The sequence below is a fragment of the Desulfobulbus sp. genome, from assembly GCF_030824455.1.
Classification (GTDB): Bacteria; Desulfobacterota; Desulfobulbia; order Desulfobulbales; family Desulfobulbaceae; genus Desulfobulbus.
On sequence record NZ_JAVBXR010000041.1, the window covers coordinates 1 to 23,990 of the forward strand.

18 protein-coding genes and 2 tRNA genes are annotated in these 23,990 nt (G+C 56.6%); 13 read left to right on the forward strand and 7 right to left on the reverse strand.

Annotated features, from left to right (window positions below; genetic code table 11):
* From RCH93_RS07020 to RCH93_RS07040, 5 genes are all read left to right on the forward strand, one after another.
* Nucleotides 1-610, forward strand: a 610-nt coding sequence (locus RCH93_RS07020) for a type 4a pilus biogenesis protein PilO (protein WP_306547618.1), incomplete at its 5' end; no start/stop codon positions are given.
* A gap of 186 nt (nucleotides 611-796) precedes the next feature.
* Nucleotides 797-1,204: a pilus assembly protein PilP gene (locus RCH93_RS07025; protein WP_306547619.1), complete on the forward strand. Its 408-nt coding sequence runs from the start codon at nucleotides 797-799 to the stop codon at nucleotides 1,202-1,204.
* Nucleotides 1,205-1,206: 2 nt separating this feature from the next.
* On the forward strand, nucleotides 1,207-3,078 hold the full coding sequence (locus RCH93_RS07030; protein WP_306547620.1) for an AMIN domain-containing protein: 1,872 nt from the start codon (nucleotides 1,207-1,209) through the stop codon (nucleotides 3,076-3,078).
* A gap of 35 nt (nucleotides 3,079-3,113) precedes the next feature.
* Nucleotides 3,114-4,844: a hypothetical protein gene (locus RCH93_RS07035; RefSeq protein ID WP_306547621.1), complete on the forward strand. Its 1,731-nt coding sequence runs from the start codon at nucleotides 3,114-3,116 to the stop codon at nucleotides 4,842-4,844.
* Nucleotides 4,845-4,888: 44 nt separating this feature from the next.
* Nucleotides 4,889-5,905: a hypothetical protein gene (locus RCH93_RS07040; protein WP_306547622.1), complete on the forward strand. Its 1,017-nt coding sequence runs from the start codon at nucleotides 4,889-4,891 to the stop codon at nucleotides 5,903-5,905.
* Nucleotides 5,906-6,276: 371 nt separating this feature from the next.
* On the opposite strand, the gene RCH93_RS07045 is transcribed toward RCH93_RS07040, so the two are convergent.
* The 3 genes from RCH93_RS07045 to RCH93_RS07055 all read right to left on the reverse strand — a co-directional run bounded on the left by RCH93_RS07045 (nucleotide 6,277) and on the right by RCH93_RS07055 (nucleotide 9,214).
* Nucleotides 6,277-6,957 (reverse strand): XTP/dITP diphosphatase, encoded by a 681-nt coding sequence (locus tag RCH93_RS07045; RefSeq protein WP_306547623.1) that lies wholly within the window; start codon nucleotides 6,955-6,957, stop codon nucleotides 6,277-6,279.
* Between the two features lie 113 nt (nucleotides 6,958-7,070).
* Nucleotides 7,071-7,643: an epoxyqueuosine reductase QueH gene (locus tag RCH93_RS07050; RefSeq protein WP_306547624.1), complete on the reverse strand. Its 573-nt coding sequence runs from the start codon at nucleotides 7,641-7,643 to the stop codon at nucleotides 7,071-7,073.
* Nucleotides 7,643-9,214, reverse strand: coding sequence for a sigma 54-interacting transcriptional regulator (locus RCH93_RS07055; protein ID WP_306547625.1), 1,572 nt, complete (start codon nucleotides 9,212-9,214; stop codon nucleotides 7,643-7,645). The genes RCH93_RS07050 and RCH93_RS07055 overlap by 1 nt, the downstream gene beginning before the upstream one ends.
* Before the next feature lie 58 nt (nucleotides 9,215-9,272).
* On the opposite strand from RCH93_RS07055, the gene RCH93_RS07060 reads away from it, so the two are divergent.
* Together RCH93_RS07060 and RCH93_RS07065 are read left to right on the forward strand one after the other, a co-directional pair.
* A tRNA-Ser gene (locus RCH93_RS07060) sits at nucleotides 9,273-9,358 on the forward strand.
* Between the two features lie 21 nt (nucleotides 9,359-9,379).
* Nucleotides 9,380-9,471: transfer RNA gene (locus tag RCH93_RS07065), tRNA-Ser, on the forward strand.
* 407 nt (nucleotides 9,472-9,878) lie between these two features.
* Here RCH93_RS07065 and RCH93_RS07070 read toward each other — a convergent pair.
* Entirely contained in the window at nucleotides 9,879-10,808 is a 930-nt protein-coding gene (locus RCH93_RS07070; RefSeq protein ID WP_306547626.1) for a cation diffusion facilitator family transporter, read from the reverse strand.
* A 433-nt stretch (nucleotides 10,809-11,241) separates the two neighbouring features.
* Between RCH93_RS07070 and fumC the strand changes: the two genes are divergently transcribed.
* Nucleotides 11,242-12,648 carry a class II fumarate hydratase gene (fumC, locus tag RCH93_RS07075; protein WP_306547627.1) on the forward strand — a complete coding sequence of 469 codons (1,407 nt, stop codon included), beginning with the start codon at nucleotides 11,242-11,244 and terminating at the stop codon, nucleotides 12,646-12,648.
* Nucleotides 12,649-12,824: 176 nt separating this feature from the next.
* Here the strand turns inward: fumC and RCH93_RS07080 are convergent, their stop codons facing one another.
* Nucleotides 12,825-13,463, reverse strand: a complete 639-nt coding sequence (locus RCH93_RS07080; protein ID WP_306547628.1) for a hypothetical protein — start codon at nucleotides 13,461-13,463, stop codon at nucleotides 12,825-12,827.
* 531 nt (nucleotides 13,464-13,994) lie between these two features.
* Between RCH93_RS07080 and RCH93_RS07085 the strand changes: the two genes are divergently transcribed.
* The 4 genes from RCH93_RS07085 (at nucleotide 13,995) to RCH93_RS07100 (ending at nucleotide 20,231) form a co-directional block, all read left to right on the forward strand.
* Entirely contained in the window at nucleotides 13,995-15,506 is a 1,512-nt protein-coding gene (locus RCH93_RS07085) for a cobyric acid synthase (RefSeq protein WP_306547629.1), read from the forward strand.
* The gene (locus tag RCH93_RS07090) at nucleotides 15,503-16,585 is read left to right on the forward strand and encodes a histidinol-phosphate transaminase (protein ID WP_306547630.1); all 1,083 of its coding nucleotides are present in this window, start codon (nucleotides 15,503-15,505) and stop codon (nucleotides 16,583-16,585) included. The genes RCH93_RS07085 and RCH93_RS07090 overlap by 4 nt, the downstream gene beginning before the upstream one ends.
* A gap of 3 nt (nucleotides 16,586-16,588) precedes the next feature.
* Nucleotides 16,589-17,578: an adenosylcobinamide-phosphate synthase CbiB gene (cbiB, locus tag RCH93_RS07095; protein WP_306547631.1), complete on the forward strand. Its 990-nt coding sequence runs from the start codon at nucleotides 16,589-16,591 to the stop codon at nucleotides 17,576-17,578.
* 217 nt (nucleotides 17,579-17,795) lie between these two features.
* Nucleotides 17,796-20,231 carry a cache domain-containing protein gene (locus RCH93_RS07100; RefSeq protein WP_306547632.1) on the forward strand — a complete coding sequence of 812 codons (2,436 nt, stop codon included), beginning with the start codon at nucleotides 17,796-17,798 and terminating at the stop codon, nucleotides 20,229-20,231.
* Between the two features lie 27 nt (nucleotides 20,232-20,258).
* On the opposite strand, the gene RCH93_RS07105 is transcribed toward RCH93_RS07100, so the two are convergent.
* Together RCH93_RS07105 and RCH93_RS07110 are read right to left on the reverse strand one after the other, a co-directional pair.
* Nucleotides 20,259-22,097 (reverse strand): ATP-binding protein, encoded by a 1,839-nt coding sequence (locus tag RCH93_RS07105; RefSeq protein WP_306547633.1) that lies wholly within the window; start codon nucleotides 22,095-22,097, stop codon nucleotides 20,259-20,261.
* An 88-nt stretch (nucleotides 22,098-22,185) separates the two neighbouring features.
* On the reverse strand, nucleotides 22,186-22,881 hold the full coding sequence (locus tag RCH93_RS07110) for a response regulator transcription factor (protein WP_306547634.1): 696 nt from the start codon (nucleotides 22,879-22,881) through the stop codon (nucleotides 22,186-22,188).
* A gap of 187 nt (nucleotides 22,882-23,068) precedes the next feature.
* On the opposite strand from RCH93_RS07110, the gene phoU reads away from it, so the two are divergent.
* Complete coding sequence (gene phoU / locus RCH93_RS07115) at nucleotides 23,069-23,743, forward strand: phosphate signaling complex protein PhoU (protein ID WP_306547635.1); 675 nt, start codon at nucleotides 23,069-23,071, stop codon at nucleotides 23,741-23,743.
* Nucleotides 23,744-23,990 lie beyond the last annotated feature (247 nt).

Here is a 23,990-nt window from a genome sequence, read left to right on the forward strand (position 1 = left end):
AAAATACGATATTTTTGTAGAAAATAAGATCATTCCTATTGATGCGAAGAAAAAAATATACATATTAATTTCAATTTTAATTTTACCTTTGGTGATTTTTTATTTTCTACTTTACAAGCCCAACACGGAAAAAATAGAAACCCTGGAACTGCAAGTGCAGAAATCCAGTGAAGAGTTGAAAAAAGTTAGAATGGCGGCAAGGGATCTTCCAAAATATCAAAAAGAACTGGAGTTGGCGCAGTCGGAATTTGAATCGACATCAGTTCTTTTACCCAAAAGCCAAGAAATTCCAAATTTATTGCGGAATATATCGGATCTCGGGAAAGGCGCTGGATTAGACTTTCTTTCGTTTGTCCCCGGGCCTGAAACGCCAAAAGATTTCTATGCGGAAATACCGATAGATATAAAGATCAAGGGGCCCTATCATAATTTAGGGGCGTTTCTCGATACAGTGAGCAAGCTGGAACGAATTGTGACCGTAAACAACATCAAAACAGAGAATCCGGAACAGGGCAGCGGGGAGATGCTGTTAACATCAAGTTGCAAATTAGTTACCTATCGATTTACAAATGTAAAATTGCCCCCGGCAGATAACACAAAAAAGAAATAATCGACAGTTGCTTTCCCCAGTTTCAAACAGATTTTTTTGTATAATTTCAATTTAAACTAAAACATCATGAGAAAAACAAATAATTATTTTTCCCTTACGATGTGCACCATTTTGTATTGCCTTGTTTTGTTCTCAATAACGATAGTCCAGTGCGGGCACGCAGAGGTCATAACGGATACTTCGGCAATGGAGACTCCTCGCAAATCTCTCGAGGAAGAGGGCTACTCGTATGTAATAGAAGGAAGGCCGGACCCTTTTAAACCCTTTGTTTCCTCTAAAACCATCATACCTTTAGGGCCTGACCCTAACGAAATCGTTGAGGATAGTGTGGAGTTGTCTGGAATGCGTCTCTTTGAGCCCGGGCAGTTGACGCTTGTTGGAACTATACTTTCACCCCAAAAAGAAATCGCGTTGGTTGAAGATCAGACAAGAAAAGGCTATATCCTAAAGCTCGGAATGCCCATTGGCAAGCGAGGCATTGTCACCCATATCGAATCCGAACAAGTCATTATTACAGAAACCGCAAAAACACGAGCTGGCCAGGAAATAAAGAGCACAGTTACTATGAGACTGAACAAAGAAGGAGACAAATAAACATGCTTCATCCTTTCTTATTGATTAAAAAATTATATTTGTTTTTTTTATTGTTGATTGTTGCAACGATTTTCATACAGTTCACGCCAGGGCGTGTGACTTGCGAAGAAGCTGATACCTACATCGTGTCAATAACTTCAAAAAGCGTTGCCGATCATTGTGAGGTTCGTATTAAAGGAACCAAGCCTCTTGTGTCGACTGTTTACGAGCTTCCTGAACCCTCTCGGATTATCGTCGATATTGCCGATGTCAAACTTGGGAAAGAAGACGTCGATAAAGTCAACAACCCCTTAATCAAGCTAAAAACGAGTGAGATAGCAGGTTCTAAGCCATCCATTACTCGACTTGAATTTACGCTTCCATCTCCCCCAACCTATACAACCAGGCAAGATGGAAATGAGATCATACTGGACATCACATCAATTAATTCGTCCGCCTCCGTGGGGGACTCGAAAAACATACCCAATGTGGCCAGTGTGTCAGCCACGTTGCGTGATGTTAAGATATCAAGCGCCAAGGACAGCGTTACAGTCCAGATTCTGGCTGACCAGTCTCTTCCTGATGTTATCCATAACTCAACCACCGGTAAAAATAAAGAAACCCCACCCCAACTGCTCGTTGACGTAAGCAATTTGATAGCAACCGGTTCGTTGATGGATGAAAAAAAGGGAGCCAAGTCCCTCGCTAAGATCAAAACAGTTCAGCGTGGCTCTGGGCTTAGATTTATCCTTGATTCATCTCATGATGAGATCTTTCCATTTAAAATTTCGCAAATCCCGAATGGTATCGAAATTTTAATATCAGAGCAAGTCAAGCAGGACCAAATAAGTAATCTGATTGATCAGAAAAAGGATATCGACAAGCAACTGCCTGACATTAACCCCTTGGACGCTAAGCTGTCGCCAAAAGCCAAGGAGCAACAGATGCAAGATTCCTTTAATTTCTCAGGGTACAATAAGGAGAGAATTACCGTAGAGTTTCAAAAAATGGATTTGCACAATGTGTTCAATTTTTTACGGCAGGTCAGCGGCGCTAATATAGTTGTGGATGAATCAGTCCAAGGTTCCCTCACCTTAGTTCTAGATGATGTCCCTTGGGATTTTGCCCTTGATATTATTCTCAACCTCAAAGATCTTGAAAAAGAGGAAAGATTCAACACTTTGGTAATTTATCCTAAAGGGAAGGGCTTTCAGTGGCCTGAACAATCCAAAAACAACTTAAGTTTTGAAGCTGACTCCACTCTTGTCCAACAAGAAACACTTCTTATACAGCAACAGGAGAAACAATCTGTTGAAGTAGTTGAAGCCAAAGAGATTCTTACAAAAGCACGGGAAGCGGAAAAGCGGGAAGATTTTGAAACAGCTGTTCGATTGTATGAGCAGGCACTGGAAAAATGGCGCGACAATGTGAAAATTTCTAACAAATTGGCCGCTATTTACCTAGTTCAGCTTCGGCAGAATGCTAAATCGTTGTTTTTTTCAAAGCGAACCTTGCAAGTCGATCCAGCGAATCATTCAGCGCTTCTCAATGCCGCCATCGCCTCTGCCAACATGCAAGATACGCCACAAGCTGAGCAATATTTTAAGAAGTGTCTCAATACTGCAAAACCAACCAAAGAGGCCTTGCTCAGCGCCGCGGCTTTCTACGAAGACCGCAAAAAATTTAACGAAGCAATTGCACAGCTTGAGAAGTGTGATGCTTTGTATGGTCTTACTCTCGACTCAATGATCGCCACTGCACGAATATATGATAAAATGGGTAATCGCGTCCAGGCTACCGAGCGGTATAAGGCTATCCTTGCCTCTGGTTTTCAAATTCCGCCGGATTTGTCAAAGTACATTAAAGGACGCGCTACCCTTAAGTCTCTCCAGTAAAAAAGCTCTACCCAGCTCCCTGCCGAGGAATATTCATGAAATTAAACAAATGGTTAACAACTGCTAGTCTCGCTCTGTTGCTCCTTGCGTTCACGTCCTGTGGAGGGAAAAAACAAGCTGAAGTTAAGGAGAATCCAGCGCCGCCTCAACAAGCGCAAGCTGCACCGGCTCCGTCACACCTCCCAGTTCGCTACCAATCCCCTGGATATTCAGCGGCGCTTGATGATCATGCTGGCGAATTGGTTAATGAAGCTGAGGAATATCAAGTAAAAGTGGGCGCCACGATCAGGTCGACCGGCGGGCCGCAACCCTTGTGGGACGTAATGAAGCGTCTGGTCAACTTGAAAGGCATGACTGTGAGTTGGTCAAGCGATGTGGACCGCAACGTGCTTATTGATGTTGACATTGCTGCCAATGATAATTTTTTCGAGGCCATAGCAAATCTGCTCAGGCAGGCTGATTATTTCCATGAAATCAAAGGGAAAACAGTTATCGTCCGCAATAAAGACACCAAGGTTTTTCAGATTGGCGTTCCATCCATGAAAGGCGGGTACACCTCCACCGTTGGCGGCAACTTTTTAACCAAACGTGACGCGGCCTCTGGAACGGAGGGGACGGTTAAAATCACCAGCGCAGACAATCAATTTGATCTATGGGCAAATGTTGAAGCCAATTTAAAAGTGCTGCTTGGCGTTAGTCAAGCCGAGACGGCTGCAATCGCTTCTGCCCAAGAGAGTGCCACTGCTGCCGCGAAAGACGCTGCTGCCGCCGCTGCAAACAACGCCAATGCGGGTGGAAAGCAGGCCGCCGCGCCTAACCCTAAAAATGCACCAGGGCAAGGGGGGGCAGAAACTCAAAACACTGCTGCAACCCTCGCCTCCACTACGCGACAAACTGCCGCCGACGGGGCTTTTTTTGTTATCGATAAAAGTATTGGTTCGATTACAGTTACGGCAAAGCCCGTTTTGCTGAAAAGCATTGAAAACTACATAACTAATTTGAAAAAACAGCTATATCAACAGATTTCTATAGAAGCAAAAATTATTGAAGTTTACTTGCAAGATAATTCAAAGATTGGACTGGACTGGAGCAGTGTTCTTAAGGATTTTGCTGTCACCGGAACTACCAGTTTCGGCAACGCTGGCGAAGTGTATCCATCCTCTGATTCATTTGTCAGCAGTGTGGTTCTTGCTCCTGCATCTTTTACAGTTTTATTGAACGCCTTAAATGAACAGGGCGACACCCGCGTTCTTGCGAATCCTAAGTTGACAGTATTAAATGGTCAACCCGCCATTATCAGCGTTGGTAAAGATATCGCTTATATTAAAACGGTGAGCAAAGATGTCGACACTGAAACCAATGAAATAACCTACACCGCCGAGGTCGACAACGTAGTGCAGGGAATAGCGCTGGGCGTTATGGCGTCAGTGCTTGATGGAAATAAATTGATTCTTCATTTGACGCCAATCACTACTGACATTGAAGACCTTGACGCCGACGGCAATATTAAAATGACTTCCTTTGGCGATGAGGCCCTGCAACTCGGTCTCCCCAAGGTCAAGGTGCGGCAGATGTCGACGATGGTTGAGATTGAAAATGGTGAAATGCTCGTCATTGGCGGTCTTATCGACAGCGTTGAAGGAAATTCCGGTAGCTTTGCGCCAGGCGTCGGCAGCATACCGATCGTTAAATATCTATTTGGCGTAGAAGAGAAGATTTTACAAAAAAGAGAGCTTGTCATTCTGCTTACTCCGCGGATCATCTAGACGACAACCAGTTAATGATACTTAGAAAAAACAGGAGAAATGGTATGAAGTATAGCCGCCAAATGCTGGTAATTTTCTTGACGCTTCTGCTTGGTGGTTGCGGAGCGACTGTGAAGGAATCTCTCAAAGTGCAGCCGACATCCCATTCTGCCATTGGGGCAGATCGCACCGTTGTTGTTTTGCCTTTTGCCGATTACTCTTATGCCGATAATCTTGAAACTGCCTACCGTCGCAATCTTTTTATCAGCGAAAACTTGACCGATCAATTCACCCGAAATGGCTTTCATCTGCCGGTTCAGGAAGATGTGTTTCTTTACCTCGTTGATCAAAATATTATCAACATCGTTGCGTACGATCAAAAAAAGACCAAAAGTCTTGAGTACGAACTCAAAAGCGATTGGTCAGATAAAATGAAAGGCACCCTGAAGCAATATATGGAGTTATCGCAACAAACTGGCGATAATTCTTCCGTTAACACCCCAGGGAGTCATGGCCTCACGCAACAGGAGATAGTCAAGATTGGAAGACATTTCTCTGCTGATTATATAGTGCGCGGTCGGATCATTCAGTACAAGGACCGGCTTGATCCTTCTTGGGCCCCATGGAAAAAGGGTGTTGTGAATTTTGTTACAGGCGTAACAAATAGAGTGGCCTTTGGGCAGGCTAATTCTGATCAATATGACGAAATGGGCAATATTATCGCCGGAGCTTCATACGGCGCTCTTATAGGAGACGGTGCAAACTGGCCGTATGACGGTAACCCAGATCAAAACATTTTTGGCATAACTGGCGGTGAGATGGGGAATACTGTCGTTTGGGGCGCCATCGGAGCTGGGCTTGGTCATATGACGCATAACTCCGGTAAGATTCCCCAGGCCGTTGTGCAGTTACGCATATGGGTGCAAGACGCCTACACCGGCAATGTTGTCTGGACGAATCGGGTTGACGTGAAAGTTTCGCCAGAATCAGTCTTGGCTGATTATCAGTATGATGCCTTATTTGAAAGCGCTACTGAAAAAGCGGTTGCGACCCTGATTGAAGACTTTGCCAAGCAGATCTGATGGCAAAGGTGGGTTCGGTGTTGAAACGTTATGGGCAGGAGTGATCGGTCCCCTGCGGCGAGGTGCGTGCTTCTCTACCATTTTCATAGACCATTCTTGCTACTCGGCATCGGGCGCTAGATCTGTCTTCGAATGTGGCTGATCTAGCTGTTAATCGCAAAGATTCCAGCCTCATCCGCCTCCTTTGCGTTCCAATCTGTTTGTGAAGACCGCGCAACGATTTGATAGGTTGCGCGGTCTTTTTATTATGATGAGCGGCCTCTGCGCACAATGCGTACAGGCGGTCTGACCTGTTGGAGGCCAATCGCAGACAGATTTGCTTAATAATGCCCTGTTGCAGCCAGCCTGCATGCCGATTTTTCCTGTTTTAATTACATCCGGTCGTTGGACCAGTCGTTGTGCTCGAACTCGCTGTGGTCGGGTTTGGGCGGCTTGATTTCGGCCATGCGCTGACGCAGCCAGACCTGCACCTTGGAAAATTCAGCGGCAAAGTCGGCTAGGGCCCGACCGCGATGGCTAATCGCACTCTTCTCGGCCATTGAGGCCTCGGCAAAGGTTTTGCCCAAATCCGGCGAGAAAAAGATCGGATCATAGCCAAATCCCGCATCGCCCCGCCGCTCGGCGATAAGCTCCCCCTTACAGCGACCTTCCCAAGTCAGGGCCGGGCCAGCCGGCGTGGCCAAGGAGAGCACGCAGACAAAATGAGCGCTCCGATTGGTTTGCCCTTCCATTTCTCCGAGCAGTTTCTCGCAATTTTTCCAATCTGTTGCTTCCGGGCCGGAGTAGCGGGCCGAATAGACGCCGGGACGTCCGTCGAGGGCGTCGACCACGAGACCGGAATCGTCGGCCAGACAGGGCACGCCCAGGACCTTGGCGTAGTGCAGCGCTTTTTTGTAGGCGTTGTCGTCAAAGGTTTCACCGTCCTCCACAGCCTCGGGCATTGGACCAAAGTCGGAGAGCGACTTGATCGCGACCGGAAAATCCTTGAGGATTTCTTGAATCTCCTTCAGTTTGTTTTTATTGCTGGTGGCCAGCACGATGATGTTGTCCATGGTTGTTCTCCTTAAGCTGCCTGCCAAAACGACAGACGCGGCATGATGAAATATGAACTCGTTTTCGATAGGGGAAAACAGGCGACTGCGGCAAACAGGCGGGTGCGCAGCGCTCAGGTCACTGCAACCGGCGAGGTCTGGTGGTTCGGTTTGCGCAACCGCTTGTCGTAACGCTCCTGCTCGCTGTAGATGCAACCGCAGTAGGGCTGGCGATAGAGGCCCAGGCGGATCGAATCGTCGATGCCCTCCTGCCACCCCTGGCGGAAATCCTGGTAATAAAAGGCGATGTTATATTCCGCCGCCAACTGCTCGCAGCGTTCGATCAACAAGCGATGATTCTGGTATTTTGAATAGAGCAAGGTGGTGGTGAAGGCGTCGAACTTGCCGGCAACCGCGGCGCGCACAGTCCGCACCAAGCGCATCTCGTAGCAGATCGGGCAGCGTTCCGTCTCGTGAAACACCACTTGGCGCAGGTAGTCGGTCAGCCCATAGCCCTCGTCAATCTCCACTGAGAAATCCACCGCCTCCGCCAATTGTTTGACCGCTGCAACCCGACGGCGAAACTCCTGATAGGGGTGGATGTTGGGGTTATAAAAAAAGCCGCTCGCCTCGTGGCCCTGCAGCCGGAGTTGTTGCAAGGGATACACGGCGCAAGGCCCGCAGCAAAGATGGAGCAGAATCCGCATTATTTGACCTTGAAGTGCTTAGGCTCGATTCCGTAGCTGTGGATCTTGTAGTTGATGATCCGCAAACTGGTGTCCAGGCTTTTGGCGGCCTTGGTCTGGTTGCCGTTGTTTTTTTTCAGCGCCTCTATAATAAGCTCACGCTCGAAATTTTCAACTGCCGTGGCCAGCGACAAGGGTTTGTTGGCGTGGATGCTGTCCGAACTCTGCAGCGAGGGCGGCAAGTGGATCGATTTGATCGCTGAGCCGTCGCAAATCAACACAGCCCGCTCCATGCAGTTCTGCAGCTCGCGGACGTTGCCTGGCCAGTGGTATTGCACCAACAGGTCGATGGCCGGGGTGGAGATTCTTTTGATCTGCTTGTGGTTTTCCGTGGCGTATTTTTCGAGAAAATACTCGGCCAGGAGCAGGATGTCGGTGCGCCGCTCGCGCAGCGGCGGCAGGTACACCGGAAAGACGTTGAGCCGGTAATAGAGGTCTTCGCGGAAGACCATCTCCTTCACCGCCGTTTCCAGGTCGCGGTTGGTGGCCGCCACCAGACGGATGTTGGTCTTGACGATCTTGGTGGAGCCCAGGCGTTGAAAGGTTCGCTCCTGGATAACATTGAGCAGCTTCACCTGCACTGCCGGGCTGATCTCCCCGATCTCGTCGAGGAACAGGGTGCCGCCCTCGGCCAGCTCAAAGCGCCCCTTCTTGCTCTCGGTGGCGCCGGTGAAGGCCCCCTTTTCATGGCCGAAGAGCTCGCTCTCAAGCAGGGTCTCGGGGAGAGCCGAGCAGTTGACCACGATAAAGGGCCCGGCGGAACGGCTGGAATTGTGATGCAGCGCCTTGGCCACCAGGGTTTTGCCGGTGCCCGACTCGCCGCGCAGCAGCACGGTGGCGTTGGAATCCGCCACCCGATGAACCATGTCAAACACCTCCTGCATCCGCGAGGAGTTGCCGATGATCTCTTCGATCCGGTTCTTGGCCGACAACTCCCGGCGCAGTTTGGAGTTCTCCTGACGCAGGGCCTCCTTTTCCTCGTTGACCCGCTGGATGCGCTGCACCGTCTCGGCGATCAGGCCGCTGACCACGGTGAGAAAACGGAGATCGTTTTCGGACTGCACCCCGAACCCTTCCTTGTAGACCCGGTCAATCGACAGCGCCCCGATGGACTGTTGCGCCGCCGTGATCGGAACGCAGAGAAAGGAGCTTTTCTTTTTGCGCTCGTCGCCACGGGTCCGGGTGCGGTTGAGAAACAGGGGCTCGTCGCCGATCTGCGGCACGATGATCGGCTCGCCGGTGGCCACCACCTTGCCGGTGATGCCCTCGCCCAGTTTGTAGCGTCCGCGCCGCTTGGCCTCGGCGGTGATGCCGTGGGCCACCTCGATCTCCAGTTCGCCGGTGGTCGGGTTGATGATGGAGACCGTGCCGTTGTCCATGTCCTTGTGTTCAGCCAGCGTGGTGACAATTTTTTCCAGGCAATCCTGGAGGCTGGTGGCCGAAGCCAGGTGTCGGGTGATTTCATAGAGGCAGGTCAGGTTGATGAATTCCTGATCCTGATTGGGGGCTAGCGGGCTGTTGTTTGCTTTCATGAATACTCGAGGAGTTTATTGACAGTGTTCCTTTGAAATGGTATTTACGTGCCGTTATGGAGGGATGGCCGAGTGGTTTAAGGCGGCGGTCTTGAAAACCGTTGTGCGAAAGTACCGTGGGTTCGAATCCTACTCCCTCCGCCAGAAATCACATATTGCTCCAATGGAGAGATGACCGAGAGGCCGATGGTGCTCGCCTGCTAAGCGAGTGTGGGGGTTATACTCCACCGAGGGTTCGAATCCCTCTCTCTCCGCCACATAGCACAAAGGCTGGTTGGGTTTCCAACCAGCCTTTTGTTGTTTTCTGCCCCAAGATGCGGGGCTCACGAATCGTGTCGATCCGTTCTCAGCCTTGGCTGACAATGTGTTGCGCTCGACAGCGGCGACTAGGGCCGCCACGATCATTCCTCATCTCGAACCGTCCAATGTGACAAGTTTGTACCATACCTGCTGGCGATTTGCCACGTCAACCTTGCGCAAAATGTAATATCCGGTTCACCCATGCTACGTTTGCGTCATATGCGGCGTTCGTTTGGCCGGTTTGCATTTCTTTCTTGTCGCAGTTTTGCGCCGAAGGCGTCTTGGCAGTGTATATGTGCGCGGCTCCAGCAACCCCTTAGAGCAATGTGAAAGTTCCGTGACGAGCCCGCGCAAGGGCCCTGAATCAGTGGCGTTCCGAGTCGGAGCCGCCGACTGGGTGGTAATGAACATAGACCCGGCGGAGGAATTCGATTTGCGCCAGCAGCGTTCTTTCCACTTCCGTGGCGATGCGATCGCCTTCGGTCACGCTGAGTCCGCCGTCGATGCCGATGGTCAGATTGACCACCAAATACGGTCCAAACCGATGGGCGTGCACCTCCTCGATGGCCTCCACGCCGTACAGCTCCCGTAACGCCGATTGAATCTCTTCGGCGAGTTCCCTCCCAGGCAAGGTGTCCATCAGGTCGGACGTTGCCGAGCGCAGGATGTCAACCCCGGTGTGGAGAATGATCAGGGCGACCACCGCGCCGGCCAGGGGATCGATCCAGGGAAAGCCCAGGCGGCCAAAAAAAATGCCGATTGCCGCCGCTGACGATGCAAAAATATCGTTGCGGTGGTCTTGGGCCAGGGCAAGGACGGCGGTGTTGCCGGTGCTGCGGCTGAGGCCGTAGGTCCATGCGGTGAGCCCGCTTTTGAGCAGCACCGCGAACAGCGCGATCCATAAGGCGGTGAGGCTGGCTCCGGTTGCGTCCTGGCGCACGGTCAGCAATTCGTAGATAACGTCGACCGAATTCCAGAAGATGGCGATGGCAGTGGTGACGACAAAGGCGCCGACCACCACCGCCGCCACGCTTTCCAGCTGATCATGGCCGTAGGGATGTTCGCGGTCGGCTGGTTTGCCGGACAAGCGGACAAAGATGCTGACCACGACGCCGTAGGCCACGTCCGAGGTCGAGTTGATGCCGTCAGCCAGCAGGGCAGGGCTGTGACCAACCACGCCAACCACGGCCTTGAGCACGGCAAGAATGATGTTGGCGGCCAGACCCACCTGGACGGCAAGCATGCTTTTTTGCCGCCGGTGCGCGGCGGTGGTCGAATCGGCGTCTGATTTCATATGGATTTGGTCGTGGTTGCCTGGCGTTCGTCAGGTCAAGGAACAGCGAATTGATGATCAGCTCCTCGCCATGTACGTCCAGGATTACCCTGCCAGGCGGCGGATGGTCAATTGGCTGCCAACACCGGAGCCGAGGTCGGCAAGCGTGTCCTTGGCGGCTACAGGAGTGTAAACCAAGGAGTGTGGTGTTGATTTCACTTTTTCGAGGCCGTCAGCCCTTGGGCGTGCGGCTGCGGACAGGCGAGCAGCGGCCCTCTTATACCCAATTCCTTTTCGGAAGTAATCGATTTTTTCCGGATTGGCAGGTTCGCAGGACCTTGCGGTTCAGGTAAACAGATCAGGAGAAAAAAGGCTTGCCCTTTGCTCCGAGAATCGTTTTTCTGCAAGAAAGTTCGCAGTCTTTGCGCCAACCCTTTTGCCTGGAGGAGAGAAGATGAACCACCGCATCGAACACGACACCATGGGCGATATCGAGGTCCCGGGTGAACGCCTTTGGGGGGCGCAGACCGAACGCAGTCGGCGCAACTTCAACATCGGCGAGGAGCGCATGCCTCTGGCGTTGGTCTACGGCCTGGTGCGGTTGAAGCGGGCCTGCGCCGAGGTGAACCGGGCGAAGGGCAAGCTGCCCGATGCGATCCGCGATCTGATCGTCCGCGCCTGCGATGAAATTCTGCACGGCCGCCATGACCAGGAGTTTCCCCTGGCGGTTTGGCAGACCGGCAGCGGCACCCAGACCAACATGAACGTCAACGAGGTGATTGCCAACCGCGCCGCGGTCCTTGCCAACGGCAACCTGGAACCGCCCCGGCTGGTGCATCCCAACGACCACGTCAACATGTCGCAGAGTTCCAACGACATCTTTCCTTCAGCCATGCATGTGGCCGGTGTTTTTGCCCTGGAAAACCGGCTGGCGCCGGCGGTGGAGCGACTGCACCGCACCCTGCGCGCCAAGGCGGTGGACTTTGCCGACATCGTCAAGATCGGCCGGACCCATCTCCAGGACGCCACCCCCCTGACGCTTGGGCAGGAGGTCGGCGGTTGGGCGGCGATGCTGGCGAGCAATCTGCGTCAGTTGCGCGAAGGGTTGGAGCACCTGCGTTTTCTCGCCGTCGGGGGCACGGCGGTGGGCACCGGACTCAATGCTCCGGCGGGATTCGGCGAGGCGGTGGCCGCCCAGCTCAGCGGCGACACCGGCAAGGTTTTTTATGCAACGGACAACGCCTTTCATGGTCTCACCGGGCACGACCAGCTGGTTTTTGCTCACGGCGCAGTCAAGGCCTTGGCGGCCAATCTGATGAAGATCGCCAACGACGTTCGCTGGCTGGCCAGCGGTCCGCGCTGCGGCTTGGGGGAAATCAGCATCCCGGCCAACGAGCCGGGCAGCTCAATCATGCCGGGCAAGGTCAACCCAACCCAGTCAGAGGCCGTAACCATGGCCGCGTGTCAGGTGTTTGGCAACGACGCGGCCATCGGTTTTGCCGCCAGTCAGGGCAATTTTGAACTCAATGTGTTCAAGCCGCTGATCATCTACAATTTCCTCCAGTCGGTCACCCTGCTGTCCGACGTGATCGACTCCTTTGACCGCAACTGCGCCGTTGGCATCCAACCCATTCCAGAGCGGATCGAACACAATCTGCGGCATTCCCTGATGTTGGTTACTGCCCTCAATCCCCACATCGGCTACGAGAAAGCGGCTGCCGTCGCCAAGAAGGCGCATGCGGAGAACTTGTCTCTTCGCGAGGCGACCCTGGCCCTGGGGCTGCTGTCCGGTGAGGAGTTTGATCGGTACGTGCGTCCGGAAGCGATGATCGGCAACGCGGGCAAAGGAATGGTTGGGTGAATTGCTGATGGGGTGGAGCGCGCTGGGTAGGCCCCGAACCAAAGACTTGCTGCAGCGTGCAGCCGGAGGAATTTGGTTCGGGGCAAACGGAGGATTGGCCGCTCTATGTTGTACCTGCGCCAACGCGGAGCGACCCATTCTAGGCGAAAAAGAGGGGCAAGACGCCTTCGCAAAGATCAGGGAAGGGTAATGTCGTACACTTTAGTGCGATGATCTACCGTCTGTTTTTCCTTGGCAGGATTAAAGTTACCCAATGTTTTAACGCCGCCATAGATTTCCAGCGGTCCCAGAAACCGAATGCCGACCTCCGAATAGGGGAACATGGCCTTGGCGTCCAGGAAAAACGCGTCGGAAAAGCTGTAGCCACCGCCAAAGGCGCCTTGGATGTCTTTGTTGCCGTAAAAACCGAGCAGTTCGGCTGAGCCGTTCCAATCGTTAAACACTTCGACAAACAGGTTCCCCTCCAGGCCGTAGACCTGATCGCCGCCTTCGTCCACTTGCAAGGACGTGCTGTTCAGAGTCCCACCTCGATAAACATGCGGGGTGGCGGAGGTGTAGTGATCGGTAATGTATCTATGGGTGATAAATTCGTCCTCTTCCACTTCCGCATACTGGCAGGTCAACCCGACGCGGATGGTTGAGTAATCAAAAAAAGCGTTGGAAGAATTCAGATTGAACGGCACCTGAAGCACCGCGCCCGCCCTGATTTCATCGTCGGCGCCGGCTGGTTGCGCCAACAGGGCGCACGACACGCCGATCAGGGCGCCGCAGAGGCCCGGCTTAAAAATAGAGAGGGAAATGTTTGTGCGTTTCATGTTTTTCTCCGAAGAAACAAAGATAAGTTACAGCATATTCTTAAAGTTGAATGGAACATTTTTTTTCAATTTTTTCAACATGATCTTGGATAATCATCAAGACCATGCATTGAAAAAACTGTTTTTCCGACAATGCAGTCAACCCTTGTTCCAGACTGTCGCCGGAAGCCTACGCCTAAGCGGGGTCAAGCCCTCGGCAACTTCTCCCCTGTGTCGATACAAGTCGATGAAAAGCTGTTGACTGTTATCCGTTGATTATCTATTACACATCATTTCGCCCTGTTCCGATGCTAGGGCGTCTGTGGGCCGCATTGCAAACCCGGCCATGACCGAACGCCACCCGTCGCGCTGCTGAAGCTGGTCTTCAACCGGGCAAAGTGGCGGCGGTATGGCGTGCCCGCCCGAGCTGCTCGCCGAGACGCGGCGTTGCGGCGCATCATCACGACCAAGGCGTTGTCGCCCGCAAGCAGGGCATTGAAGGATAAGACTCGTTGAGGGACAGCCGCATGGCCGCGCCCTCCGGAGGACAGCATGTCGAAACAAGCAGCCTGCCTGGCGGTGCTGGGCGCAGGATCGGACGTGGGCAAATCCATCGTCGCCACTGCCCTGTGCCGGATTTTTGCCAACCGGGGCATACGGGTGGCGCCGTTCAAGGCCCAGAACATGTCCAACAACTCCGGGGTCACCCCTGAAGGCGCGGAGATGGGCCGAGCCCAGATCGTGCAGGCCGAAGCGGCCAGGGTCGCGCCCCATTGCGACATGAACCCGGTGCTGCTCAAACCGGTCAGCGACGTCGGCTCGCAGGTGGTGCTCAACGGCGTGGCCTGGATCGACGCCACCTCCCAGTCCTATTACACCAAAAAGGATTTCCTGTTCGGCGAGAGCAAGGCCGCGCTTGACCGTCTGCGGGCCGCCCACGATCTGATTATTATGGAAGGCGCCGGCTCCTGCGCCGAGGTCAACCTGATGGCCGGCGACATCGTCAACCTGCGCATGGCTGAATATGCCGACGCCCCGGTGATTCTGGTGGCCGACATCGATCGCGGCGGGGTCTTTGCCCAGATCGTCGGCACCTTGGCCTGCGTGTCGCCGGAGCAGCAGGTGCAGATTCGCGGTTTTGTGATCAACCGTTTTCGCGGCGACATCGCCCTGTTCAAAGCCGGCGTCGACTGGATCGAGGAGCGCACCGGCAAGCCGGTGTACGGGGTGCTGCCCTGGTACAAGCATTTCCACATCGAGGCCGAGGACGCGGTGGTGATCGAGAACGCGCCGGGGTTCAACCCGGGCTCCGCCGCAGATCCGACCATCGGCGTCATCCGTCTGCCCCATATCTCCAACTTCACCGACTTTGATCCCCTGGCCCATCTGCCCGGCTGCCGGTTGGTCTATCTGCAGCAGCCGCAGGATCTGGCGGGTTTGCGCGCCGTGATCCTGCCCGGTTCCAAGAGTACCTGTTCCGATCTGCAATGGCTGCAGGACACCGGCTGGCGCGACCAGTTGCTCGCTTATGCGGCCGGCGGCGGCCATCTGCTGGGCATTTGCGGCGGCTACCAGATGCTGGGCGACTGGGTGCGCGACCCCGACGGCATCGAGGGCACGCCCGGCTCAACCGCCGGCCTGGGCTTGCTGCCGGTTGAGACCGTGCTCAAAGCCCCCAAGACCACCACCCTGACCGATTTCACCTGGGGCGACATCCACGGCACCGGTTACGAGATCCACATGGGCCGCACCGAACCGCCGCGCGACCGCAGCCTGTTTGCGGTCCAGCGCCGCAACGGCGCGGCCTGCAGAGACGTTGACGGCTGCGTCAGCGAGAACGGCCGGGTGCTCGGGGCCTACATGCACGGCCTGTTCGACGCCCCGGCGATTACCCGCCGCTGGCTTGCAGGCATTGGCCTTGCCGGGGTTGCGGTTGACGCCCTCCACGGCCCTGCGGCCCGCGATCAGGCCTATGAACAGCTGGCCGAACACGCGAGCCAACACCTGGACATCGCGGCGATCACCGCGCTGTTGCCCCGCGACCTGCAGGAGCGGCTGCGATGATTCAAGGACACGGCGGCAACATTGCAGCCCTGGCGGCGGAGCTCGGCTGCCGGCCAGACGAAATCACCGACATGAGCAGCAACATCAACCCCCTGGGCTCCGTTCCGGGCCTGATTGATCATCTCAAGGAGAGAATGGAGCGAATTCGCTTCCTGCCCGAGGTCGACGGCCATCAGGCGATTCAGGCCATTGCCCGGCTGCTGGGCGTGGCCGAGGATCGGGTCCTGGCCGGCGGCGGCACCACCCAGTTCATCTACACCGCCTGCGCGGCGCTGGAGACGCGGCGGGCGCTGATTGTCGGCCCGACCTACGCCGACTACACCGACGGCTGCCGGGTGCACGGAATAGAGCCGGAATTTTTTCTCGCCGACGCCGCAAGCGGCTTTGCGCCGGACCTGGAACGGCTGGAAGCGGCGCTTGCCGGCTGCGACACGGTGTTTCTCTGCAACCCCAACAACCCCACCGGCCAGTTGATTCCGCACCACGCCCTGCTCCGGCTGTGCCGGAACCATCCCCAGGTGCGCTTCATCATCGACGAATCCTACCTGCCCTTTGCGCCTCCGGACCAGAACGCCAGCCTGAGCGACTGCCGGCTCGACAACGTGGTGGTGCTCTGGTCGGTGTCGAAAATCTTTGGCATGCCCGGCCTGCGGGCCGGTTTCCTGGTGGCGAACGCGCCGGTTGTCGACCGCTTTCGCCGCTACATGCAGCCCTGGTGCGTCAACAGTCTGGCCCAGGAGGCGGTCTGTTTTCTGGGCGCCAACCAGGCTGCGGTGGAAGACTTCATCGTCCAGACCCGGAACTATCTGGCCGTGGAAGGCACGCTTTTCCGGCAACGCCTGGAGACCGACCGGCTCAGGCTGTACCCCAGCGCCACCTCCTATTTTCTGATTGGTCTGCCGGCGGACCGCACTGCCACCGGGGTCTGCCGCGCGCTTGCCGAGCAGCGGTTTCTGATTCGCAACTGCGGCAATTTCCATGGCCTGGACGAGGGCTACATCCGCATCGCCCTCAAGGACGCAGCCACCAATCAGGCGGTGGCCGGTCATCTGCTCGCCGCCGTCAGCACGGAGGCCTGAGCCATGCACCCTTCCCTTATCGACCTGCTTCCCTGGCTCGCCCTGCCGGCCGCCTTTGCCCTCGATGCCCTGCTGGGCGATCCCCGCTGGCTACCCCATCCGGTGCGCTGGATGGGCTGGGCCATTGAGCGCGCCGAACCCTTTTTTCGGCGTCGGATCGCAGGCGAGTTTCAGGCCGGGCTGTGCTTTGCCCTGGCGTTGATTGTCGGCTGCTGGACGCTTTCGGCGCTGACCGTGACGCTGGCCTACAAGGCACATCCGCTCTTTGGTTTTGCGACCGAAACCATCCTGCTGTTCTACTGTTTTTCAGCGCGGTCGCTTGGCCAGGCGGCGATGGAGATCCATGGTTCGCTGGCCGGCGGCAAGGTCGACCAGGCCCGCTCCCAGGTGGCGATGATTGTCGGCCGGGACGTGGAACGCTATCAGGCCGACGACATCGCCCGCGCCACCGTGGAAACCGTGGCCGAAAACGTGGTCGACGGCGTGCTCTCGCCCTTGTTTTTTGCTGCTCTCGGCGGCGCGCCCCTGGCCCTGGCCTACAAGATGATCAACACCCTGGATTCCATGGTGGGCTACAAAAATCCGCGCTATCTGCTCTTTGGCCGGACAGCGGCCCGCATCGACGACGCAGCCAACTTTCTGCCGGCGCGGTTGTCGCCGCTGGTGATCGGACTGGCCAGCCATCTGGTTGCCGGCGCCTCGGCGCGCCGCGCCCTGACCACGGCCTGGCGGGAAGGCGCGCACCACGCCAGCCCCAACGCCGGCTACCCGGAGGCCGCCTTTGCCGGCGCCTTGGGCGTGCAATTGAACGGCCCAAACTACTATCACGGGGTGCTGGTCGAAAAACCCTACATCGGCCTGGGCCTTGGCGCAGTGACCCTGCATCACGTCCAACAGGCCTGCCGCCTGATGACCTGGACCTCCCTGTTGGGTTGCGGCACAGCTTGGCTGCTGTCGGTTGCCGCCCACCTGTTCATCGCGTCTTGGTTCTAACCAAGGCGCACAATCCTCCCGCGCCCCGGCGTTTTTGCAGCTCCCTTCCTCTTTCCTCCCGCCGCCCTGCCGCGTCTCCAGAACCGAGCAGGGCGAAAAAGATTGACGCCGGCGCTTTCCGCATCCTTTAATACAAACAAGAACGACAACGCGTATCGTGGAGGAAACCGCCTCCCCAGGCGTTGCAAATCTCCGCGCATTTCCCTGTGCACTGCCCATGCCCTTTTTCAACAGTCTCCGTGCAACCCTGGTCGGCAGCATGATTGCCATGGCCGTCCTGGCCGTCGGCCTGGTCGGCGCGTTGTGGGTTGCACTGGAATACAGCAAATTCGAGACGGAATCGGAGCGCCTGCGCGAGGAATACGTTGAGCAGCAAAAGGCGCTGATCAAGCAGGAGGTCGACCGGGTGGTCGATTACATCGAGTATCAGCGGTCCACCACCGAGGCCGCGCTGAAAAAGCAGCTCAAGGAACGGGTGGACCAGGCCTGGGCCAGCGCCGACGGAATCTACAGCAAATATCGGGAAGACAAGAGCGCGGAGGAAATCAAAAGCCTAATCCGGGAATCCCTGCGTCCGGTCCGTTTTGATCAGGGACGCGGCTACTACTTCATCTACGACATGCAGGGCAACAATGTCCTTCTGCCCTATTCGCCGCAGCTCGAGGGGCGCAACTTGTGGGATCTGCAGGACAGCAAAGGGAAATACACCATCCGGAGGATGGTGGAGTTGATGCGGGCCAAGGGGGAGGGGTTTCTCAACTGGCACTGGTACAAACCAGGGGAAACCGGCAGGATGTCGGAAAAAATCGGCTTCAGCAAGGCTTTTGCGCCCTTGGACTGGTGGATCGGCTCCGGCGAATACATCGAGGACGTCGAGCGGGAAATCCAAGCGCAGACCCTGGCCCGGATCAACACCATCCGCTTTGGCAAAGACAACTACATCTTTGTCTATGACTTTAAGGCCAACACCCTGGCCCACTACAAACCCGAAAATCTGGGCGTTAACCAGTGGGATTTTCGCGATCCCAACGGCGTGCCGGTGCTCCAGGAACTAATCCGGGGCTGCCAACAACAAGACGGCGTATTCCTCGAATATGTGGGCACCATCCGCCCGGTCACTGGACAACCGGCGGAAAAACAGGCCTACGCCAGGGCGGTCAAGGAGTGGCAGTGGATGGTCGGCGCCGGCGTGTATACCGATGAGATCAACGAGATCCTGGCGGAAAAACGAGCGGCCCTTTCCGCAAAAATCAAGCGCAACCTGGCCCTTGTTGTCGCCATCCTTCTGGTGAGTCTGCTGTGCACCATCCTCATCTCTCGATACATTACCGGCCGGATTGCCGCCAATGTACTCGGTTTTACCGCGTTTTTTGAGCGCGCCGCCACCGGGTCAAGCATGATCGACCAGCAAGCGATCCATTTTGCCGAGTTCAAGGGCTTGGCCCTGGCCGCCAACCAGATGATCGACGAGCGCAACCGGGCCGCGGTTGCCATCGACAACCTTCGGGGGCAACTGGACCGCAGCCGCAAGATGGAGGCCCTGGGCGTGCTGGCCGGCGGCGTGGCCCACGACCTCAACAACGTGCTGGCCGCCGTGGTCGGGTATCCCGACCTGATCCTTGCCTCCATGCCGCTTGATCATCCCCAGCGCCGTTATATCGAAGCTGTGCGCGACTCAGGCCTGAAGGCCGGCGAAATCGTCCAGGACCTGCTCACCCTGGCCCGCCGGGGCGTGGTCCAGTCGGCGGTGCTCGATCTCAACGCCCTGGTTCGGGGCTATCTGGCCTCGCCCGAATGCATCAAACTCTGCGCCAACAGCCCGGATCTGCGGGTCGACACGGATTTGGCCCCGGACCTGCTCGGGATCAAGGGGTCACGGGTGCATCTGCAGAAAACGATCATGAACCTGATCGTCAACGCCGCCGAGGCGCAGCCCAGGGGCGGCGTTATTCGCATTGCCACCGAAAACCGCTATCTTGACCAGCCGCTGCCCGGCTATGAACGGATCGACGAGGGCGAGTATGCGGTGCTCAGCGTGGCCGACGAGGGCGGCGGCATCTCCGAGAGCGATCTTGCCCACATCTTTGAGCCCTTCTTTTCCAAAAAGAAACTGGGGCGCAGCGGCACGGGTTTGGGCATGACCGTGGTCTGGGGCACAGTGGAGGATCACGGCGGCTATATTACGGTGTCTGCCCGCGAAGGCCGGGGCGCCCTGTTTGAGCTCTATTTCCCCGTCACCCGCGAAGCAATCCTCGAGGAGGAGACGAGCAATTTGTCGGATTACCAGGGCCAGGGGCAGCGCCTGTTGGTGGTGGACGATCTGGAGGAACAACGGAATCTGGCCAAGGCCATGTTGGAGCGGCTGGGCTACCGGGTTGAAACCGCGGCCGGCGATGAACAGGCCCTGGCCTGGCTGGCCGGGCAATCGGCTGATTTGCTGCTGCTCGACATGATCATGGCGCCGGGCATCGACGGCCTGGAAACCTATCAACAAGCCCTGGCGCTCAATCCCGCTCAGCGGGCAATCCTGGTCAGCGGCTACGCTGAAACCGACCGGGTGCAACAGGCCATGGCGCTGGGCGCGCGGCGCTATCTCAAAAAGCCCTACACCATCGACGGTCTGGCCCAGGCGGTGTGGGCGGCGCTGCAATAGCCGGTGCAATCCGGCCGTGAGCGTCGCTCACGACAGGTCGGCATCTTCCTCTCTCTGCCCGAATCCCTTGGCCGCCGGCAGGATGATGGTAAAGGTCGAACCCTTGCCGGGGCTGCTCTCCACCTCCACCGTGCCGTTGTGGGCCTGGGCAATGTGCTTGACGATCGCCAGGCCAAGCCCGGTGCCGCCCTGGTCGCGGCCGCGCGCCTTGTCGCAGCGGTAGAAACGCTCAAACAGCCGAGGCAGATGCTCCTTGGCAATGCCGGGGCCATTGTCGATGACGCTGAAATGGACGAACTCCTCGCCCCGCATGGTGCGGCTTCCCTGGCAACGCAGGGTGATCAGCGAACCGTGGGGGCTGTAGGCGATGGCGTTGTTCAGCAGGTTGATCACCGCCTGCTCCAGCAGCGGCTGGTTGATCGGCGCGTACAGTTCGTCGTCGCACTCTACCTGCACGACGATGTCCTTTTCGTCGGCATGGACCGCGCAGGTCTGCAGCGCGCTTTCCAGCACCGCCCCCACCTCCGCCGACGCAAGCGGAATTTCCTCCTTGTTTTCCCGATCCTCGATCCGCGACAGGGTCAGCAGATCGTCGACAATGGCGTCCAACCGATTGGCCTGCCGCACCACAATCCCCAGGAAACGGCGGGCGTTGTCCTGGTCTTCCAGCGCCCCATCGAGCAGAGTCTCGACATAGCCCTTGATCGCGGTGATCGGGGTCTTCAGCTCGTGCGAGACGTTGGCGACAAAGTCCTGGCGGATGTTCTCCAGCCGGTTGAGTTTGGTCAGGTCGTTCATTACCAGCAGCACGCCCATGCTTTTGTTGTCCTCGTCGCGCAGGGGCACGGCGTGGGTCTGGAGCATGATCGGATCGACGCCGTTGAACAGGGTAATCTTCTGCTCCTGCTGGATGTTGTGGGTCAGGGTAAAATCAACCATCTCCAGGAGATAGGCGTTGCGGATCACGCCCTGCACCGCCTTGCCCTTGACCACCTCCGAGGGCAGGGCGAACAGGGAGGCCGCCGCCTGATTCATGCGGATGATCTTCTTGTCGGCGTCGATGGCCACCACCGAATCGGCCATGCTGGAAAAGACCGCCTCCAGTTCGTTGCGCTGCTGGATGATGATCCGGATGCGGCGATTGATCTGCTCGGCCATCTGGTTGATCGACCCGGCCAGCCCGGCCATTTCCACCGACATGTGTTCGCTTTTGATCTTGACCAGCTGGTCGATGCGACCCTTGGTCAACTGCTCGGCGCCCCGTTTCATCTCCTCCAGCGGCCGGCTGATCCGCCGAGCCGAGTAGAGGGAGAGCAGTCCGGCCAGCACAGCCACGCCCACGGCGATGGCCAGCATTTTTCTCTGCAGGGTCCCCAGCATGGTTTCAACCGGGGTGACGGCAATGGCCAGACGCAGGGCGCCGCGATGGTTGTCGTTGCCGAGTTTGACCGGAATGGCGGCGTAAAGCATGGATTCGCCGAGGGTGTTGCTGTGGCGAAGAGAGAAGCCGGTTTCTCCGGCTAGGGCCGGCGCCACCTCGGGCCGTTTGCCGTGGTTGTCCATCAGGCTGCGGTCCTCGTTGGAATCGGCCAGAACCACGCCGCCTGCGTCAATCACCGTAATCCGGGTCGCGGCGCGGCGGCCGGTCTGGCGGACAAAGTCCTGGAACGGCTGATCTTCGCCCCGGCTGAGGGTGGTGACGGTTGGCTCGATCAGCAGGGCGCGCTCGCGGATCTCCTCCTTGAGGTGACCAAGATAAAAGTCGCGACCAGTGGTGGTGGCCAGCCAGGCGGCGAGCGCCATTGAAAACAGGGTAATGCCGACGCAGGCAGGAAAAATCTGCCAAAAAAGACGAATGTTTCGCATGGGCCTCTCAGCCTAGAGTCTGTGATTGCGCCCCGGAACAACAGGGGTGAAAAAAGGAAGGAGGCGACAAGACGCCGCCGCCTGACCGCTACTCCCGAATGCGGTAGCCGATGCCGCGCACGGTTTCTATGCAGGCGCCGGAGTCGCCCAGTTTCTTGCGCAGGCCAAAAATCTGCACGTCCACCGCCCGTGGGGTGATGCTGTAGTCGTAGCCACGGACCTGATCAATGATCTGCTGCCGGGAAAAGACCCAACCGGGCCGGCCGGCAAGCAGCTCGAGGATGGTGAACTCCGAGGCGGTGAGGTGGACCTCTTCGCCGTCGACCCGCACTTCGTGGCGCCCAGGATGGATCTCCATGCCGTGGCGGCTGATGAAGCCGACGCTCTCGTCCGGCGCCTCGGTGGTCTCCGGGGTGCGGCGCAGGGCCGCCTCGAGCCGGGCAATCAGCACCCGGGGGCTGAACGGTTTGGTGACGTAATCGTCGGCCCCGCACTCCAGGCCGGAGACGATGTCGTCCTCTTCGCTCTTGGCGGTCAGCATGATGATTGGCAATCCCTTGATCGCCTCCTGGCTGCGCACCGCCCGGCAGACCTCGTTGCCGTCCTTGCCCGGCAGCATCAGGTCGAGCACCATGGCGTCGACCTGCTCGCGGCCGAGCAGTTGCAAGGCCTCCTCGCCGGTGTCGGCGCAGGTGACGTTGAAGCCTGCCTTGATCAGATTGTAACTGACAAGCTGTTGGATGTCGGTGTCGTCCTCGACAACCAGAATGCTTGGTTTCCTCACGTGTTTCTCCTGCAAAAATAAGTAGTCTGTTTGGCCGTACTGTGCTGCAGCGCAGGGTTGCGCGCAATAAAAAAGAAAAAGACTAACGCTATCCTAATCTGTTTCTAACCCGGCGATAACCTGGACCGGGCATTGTGCAGACTGATCTGTTGTCCCCTTTATCAAGAGCCAGTTTCGGAGGAAACCCGTGAGTAGACATATGCATTTCCATCGCGAGATCGACCAGCTGAAAAAAATGATTCTCGAGATGGGCGCGATGGTGGAAGACCGCCTGCGCCGCGCCTGCGCCATCCTGGAAAACCGCGACGAGGCCGAGGCCCAGGCGGTCGTGACCGCCGACTGGGAGGTCGACGACATGGAGATTCGGGTGGAGGAAGAGTGCCTCAAAATTCTGGCCCTGCACCAGCCGGTGGCCCGCGATCTGCGGTTGATCGTCTCGATCATCAAGATCAACAGCGAACTGGAGCGCATCGCCGACATTGCGGTCAATATCGCCAAGCGCATCCTGACCATCAACAAAAACAAAACCCCGGATTTTGTCGTTACGCTGGACTATCAGCCCATGGCCGCCAAGGCCCTGGAGATGGTCAAGACCAGCCTGGACGCCCTGGTGACCGAGGACGCCGCCCTGGCCCGCAAGATCTTTCTGATGGACGACGAGGTCAACCGGATGCGGGACGCCGCCTACAAGACCGTGGTCGGCGACATCGGCGACCGCGCCGACAACGCCGCCTGCCTGATCAATGTGTATCTGATCGCCCGCCATCTTGAGCGGATCGGCGACCGGGCCAACAACATCGCCGAAGAGGTGATTTATCTGGTGGAAGGCGAGATCGTGCGCAGCAGCGAAGACCCGCATTGAGAGGCGCGGGGAGGCTGCAGGCGGTGTAATGCCATTTCCATTTCAACGGTGAAGCACGCGGCTTTGTCATTTCGTCGAGCACAGTGATGAGAAATCTCGTTATGGATCGAGATTTCTCATCACTGTGCTCGAAATGCCCGTTAAAGGGAATTGTCAAGCCGTAACCTGAAAAGCCTTTGAATAATCGAAGGTTTTCTGATGCACGATGAGTGTGTGCATAATGCTCAACAATTTTTTGGCCATTATG

Coding starts and splice junctions, on each gene's coding strand:
- RCH93_RS07080 (WP_306547628.1), bottom strand. CDS start 13,463: ATGAAACGCACAAACATTTCCCTCTCTATTTTTAAGCCGGGCCTCTGC.
- RCH93_RS07050 (WP_306547624.1), bottom strand. CDS start 7,643: ATGCGGATTCTGCTCCATCTTTGCTGCGGGCCTTGCGCCGTGTATCCC.
- RCH93_RS07055 (WP_306547625.1), bottom strand. CDS start 9,214: ATGAAAGCAAACAACAGCCCGCTAGCCCCCAATCAGGATCAGGAATTC.
- RCH93_RS07040 (WP_306547622.1), top strand. CDS start 4,889: ATGAAGTATAGCCGCCAAATGCTGGTAATTTTCTTGACGCTTCTGCTT.
- RCH93_RS07070 (WP_306547626.1), bottom strand. CDS start 10,808: ATGAAATCAGACGCCGATTCGACCACCGCCGCGCACCGGCGGCAAAAA.
- RCH93_RS07100 (WP_306547632.1), top strand. CDS start 17,796: ATGCCCTTTTTCAACAGTCTCCGTGCAACCCTGGTCGGCAGCATGATT.
- RCH93_RS07035 (WP_306547621.1), top strand. CDS start 3,114: ATGAAATTAAACAAATGGTTAACAACTGCTAGTCTCGCTCTGTTGCTC.
- cbiB (WP_306547631.1), top strand. CDS start 16,589: ATGCACCCTTCCCTTATCGACCTGCTTCCCTGGCTCGCCCTGCCGGCC.
- fumC (WP_306547627.1), top strand. CDS start 11,242: ATGAACCACCGCATCGAACACGACACCATGGGCGATATCGAGGTCCCG.
- RCH93_RS07030 (WP_306547620.1), top strand. CDS start 1,207: ATGCTTCATCCTTTCTTATTGATTAAAAAATTATATTTGTTTTTTTTA.
- RCH93_RS07085 (WP_306547629.1), top strand. CDS start 13,995: ATGTCGAAACAAGCAGCCTGCCTGGCGGTGCTGGGCGCAGGATCGGAC.
- RCH93_RS07025 (WP_306547619.1), top strand. CDS start 797: ATGGAGACTCCTCGCAAATCTCTCGAGGAAGAGGGCTACTCGTATGTA.
- RCH93_RS07045 (WP_306547623.1), bottom strand. CDS start 6,957: ATGGACAACATCATCGTGCTGGCCACCAGCAATAAAAACAAACTGAAG.
- RCH93_RS07090 (WP_306547630.1), top strand. CDS start 15,503: ATGATTCAAGGACACGGCGGCAACATTGCAGCCCTGGCGGCGGAGCTC.
- RCH93_RS07105 (WP_306547633.1), bottom strand. CDS start 22,097: ATGCGAAACATTCGTCTTTTTTGGCAGATTTTTCCTGCCTGCGTCGGC.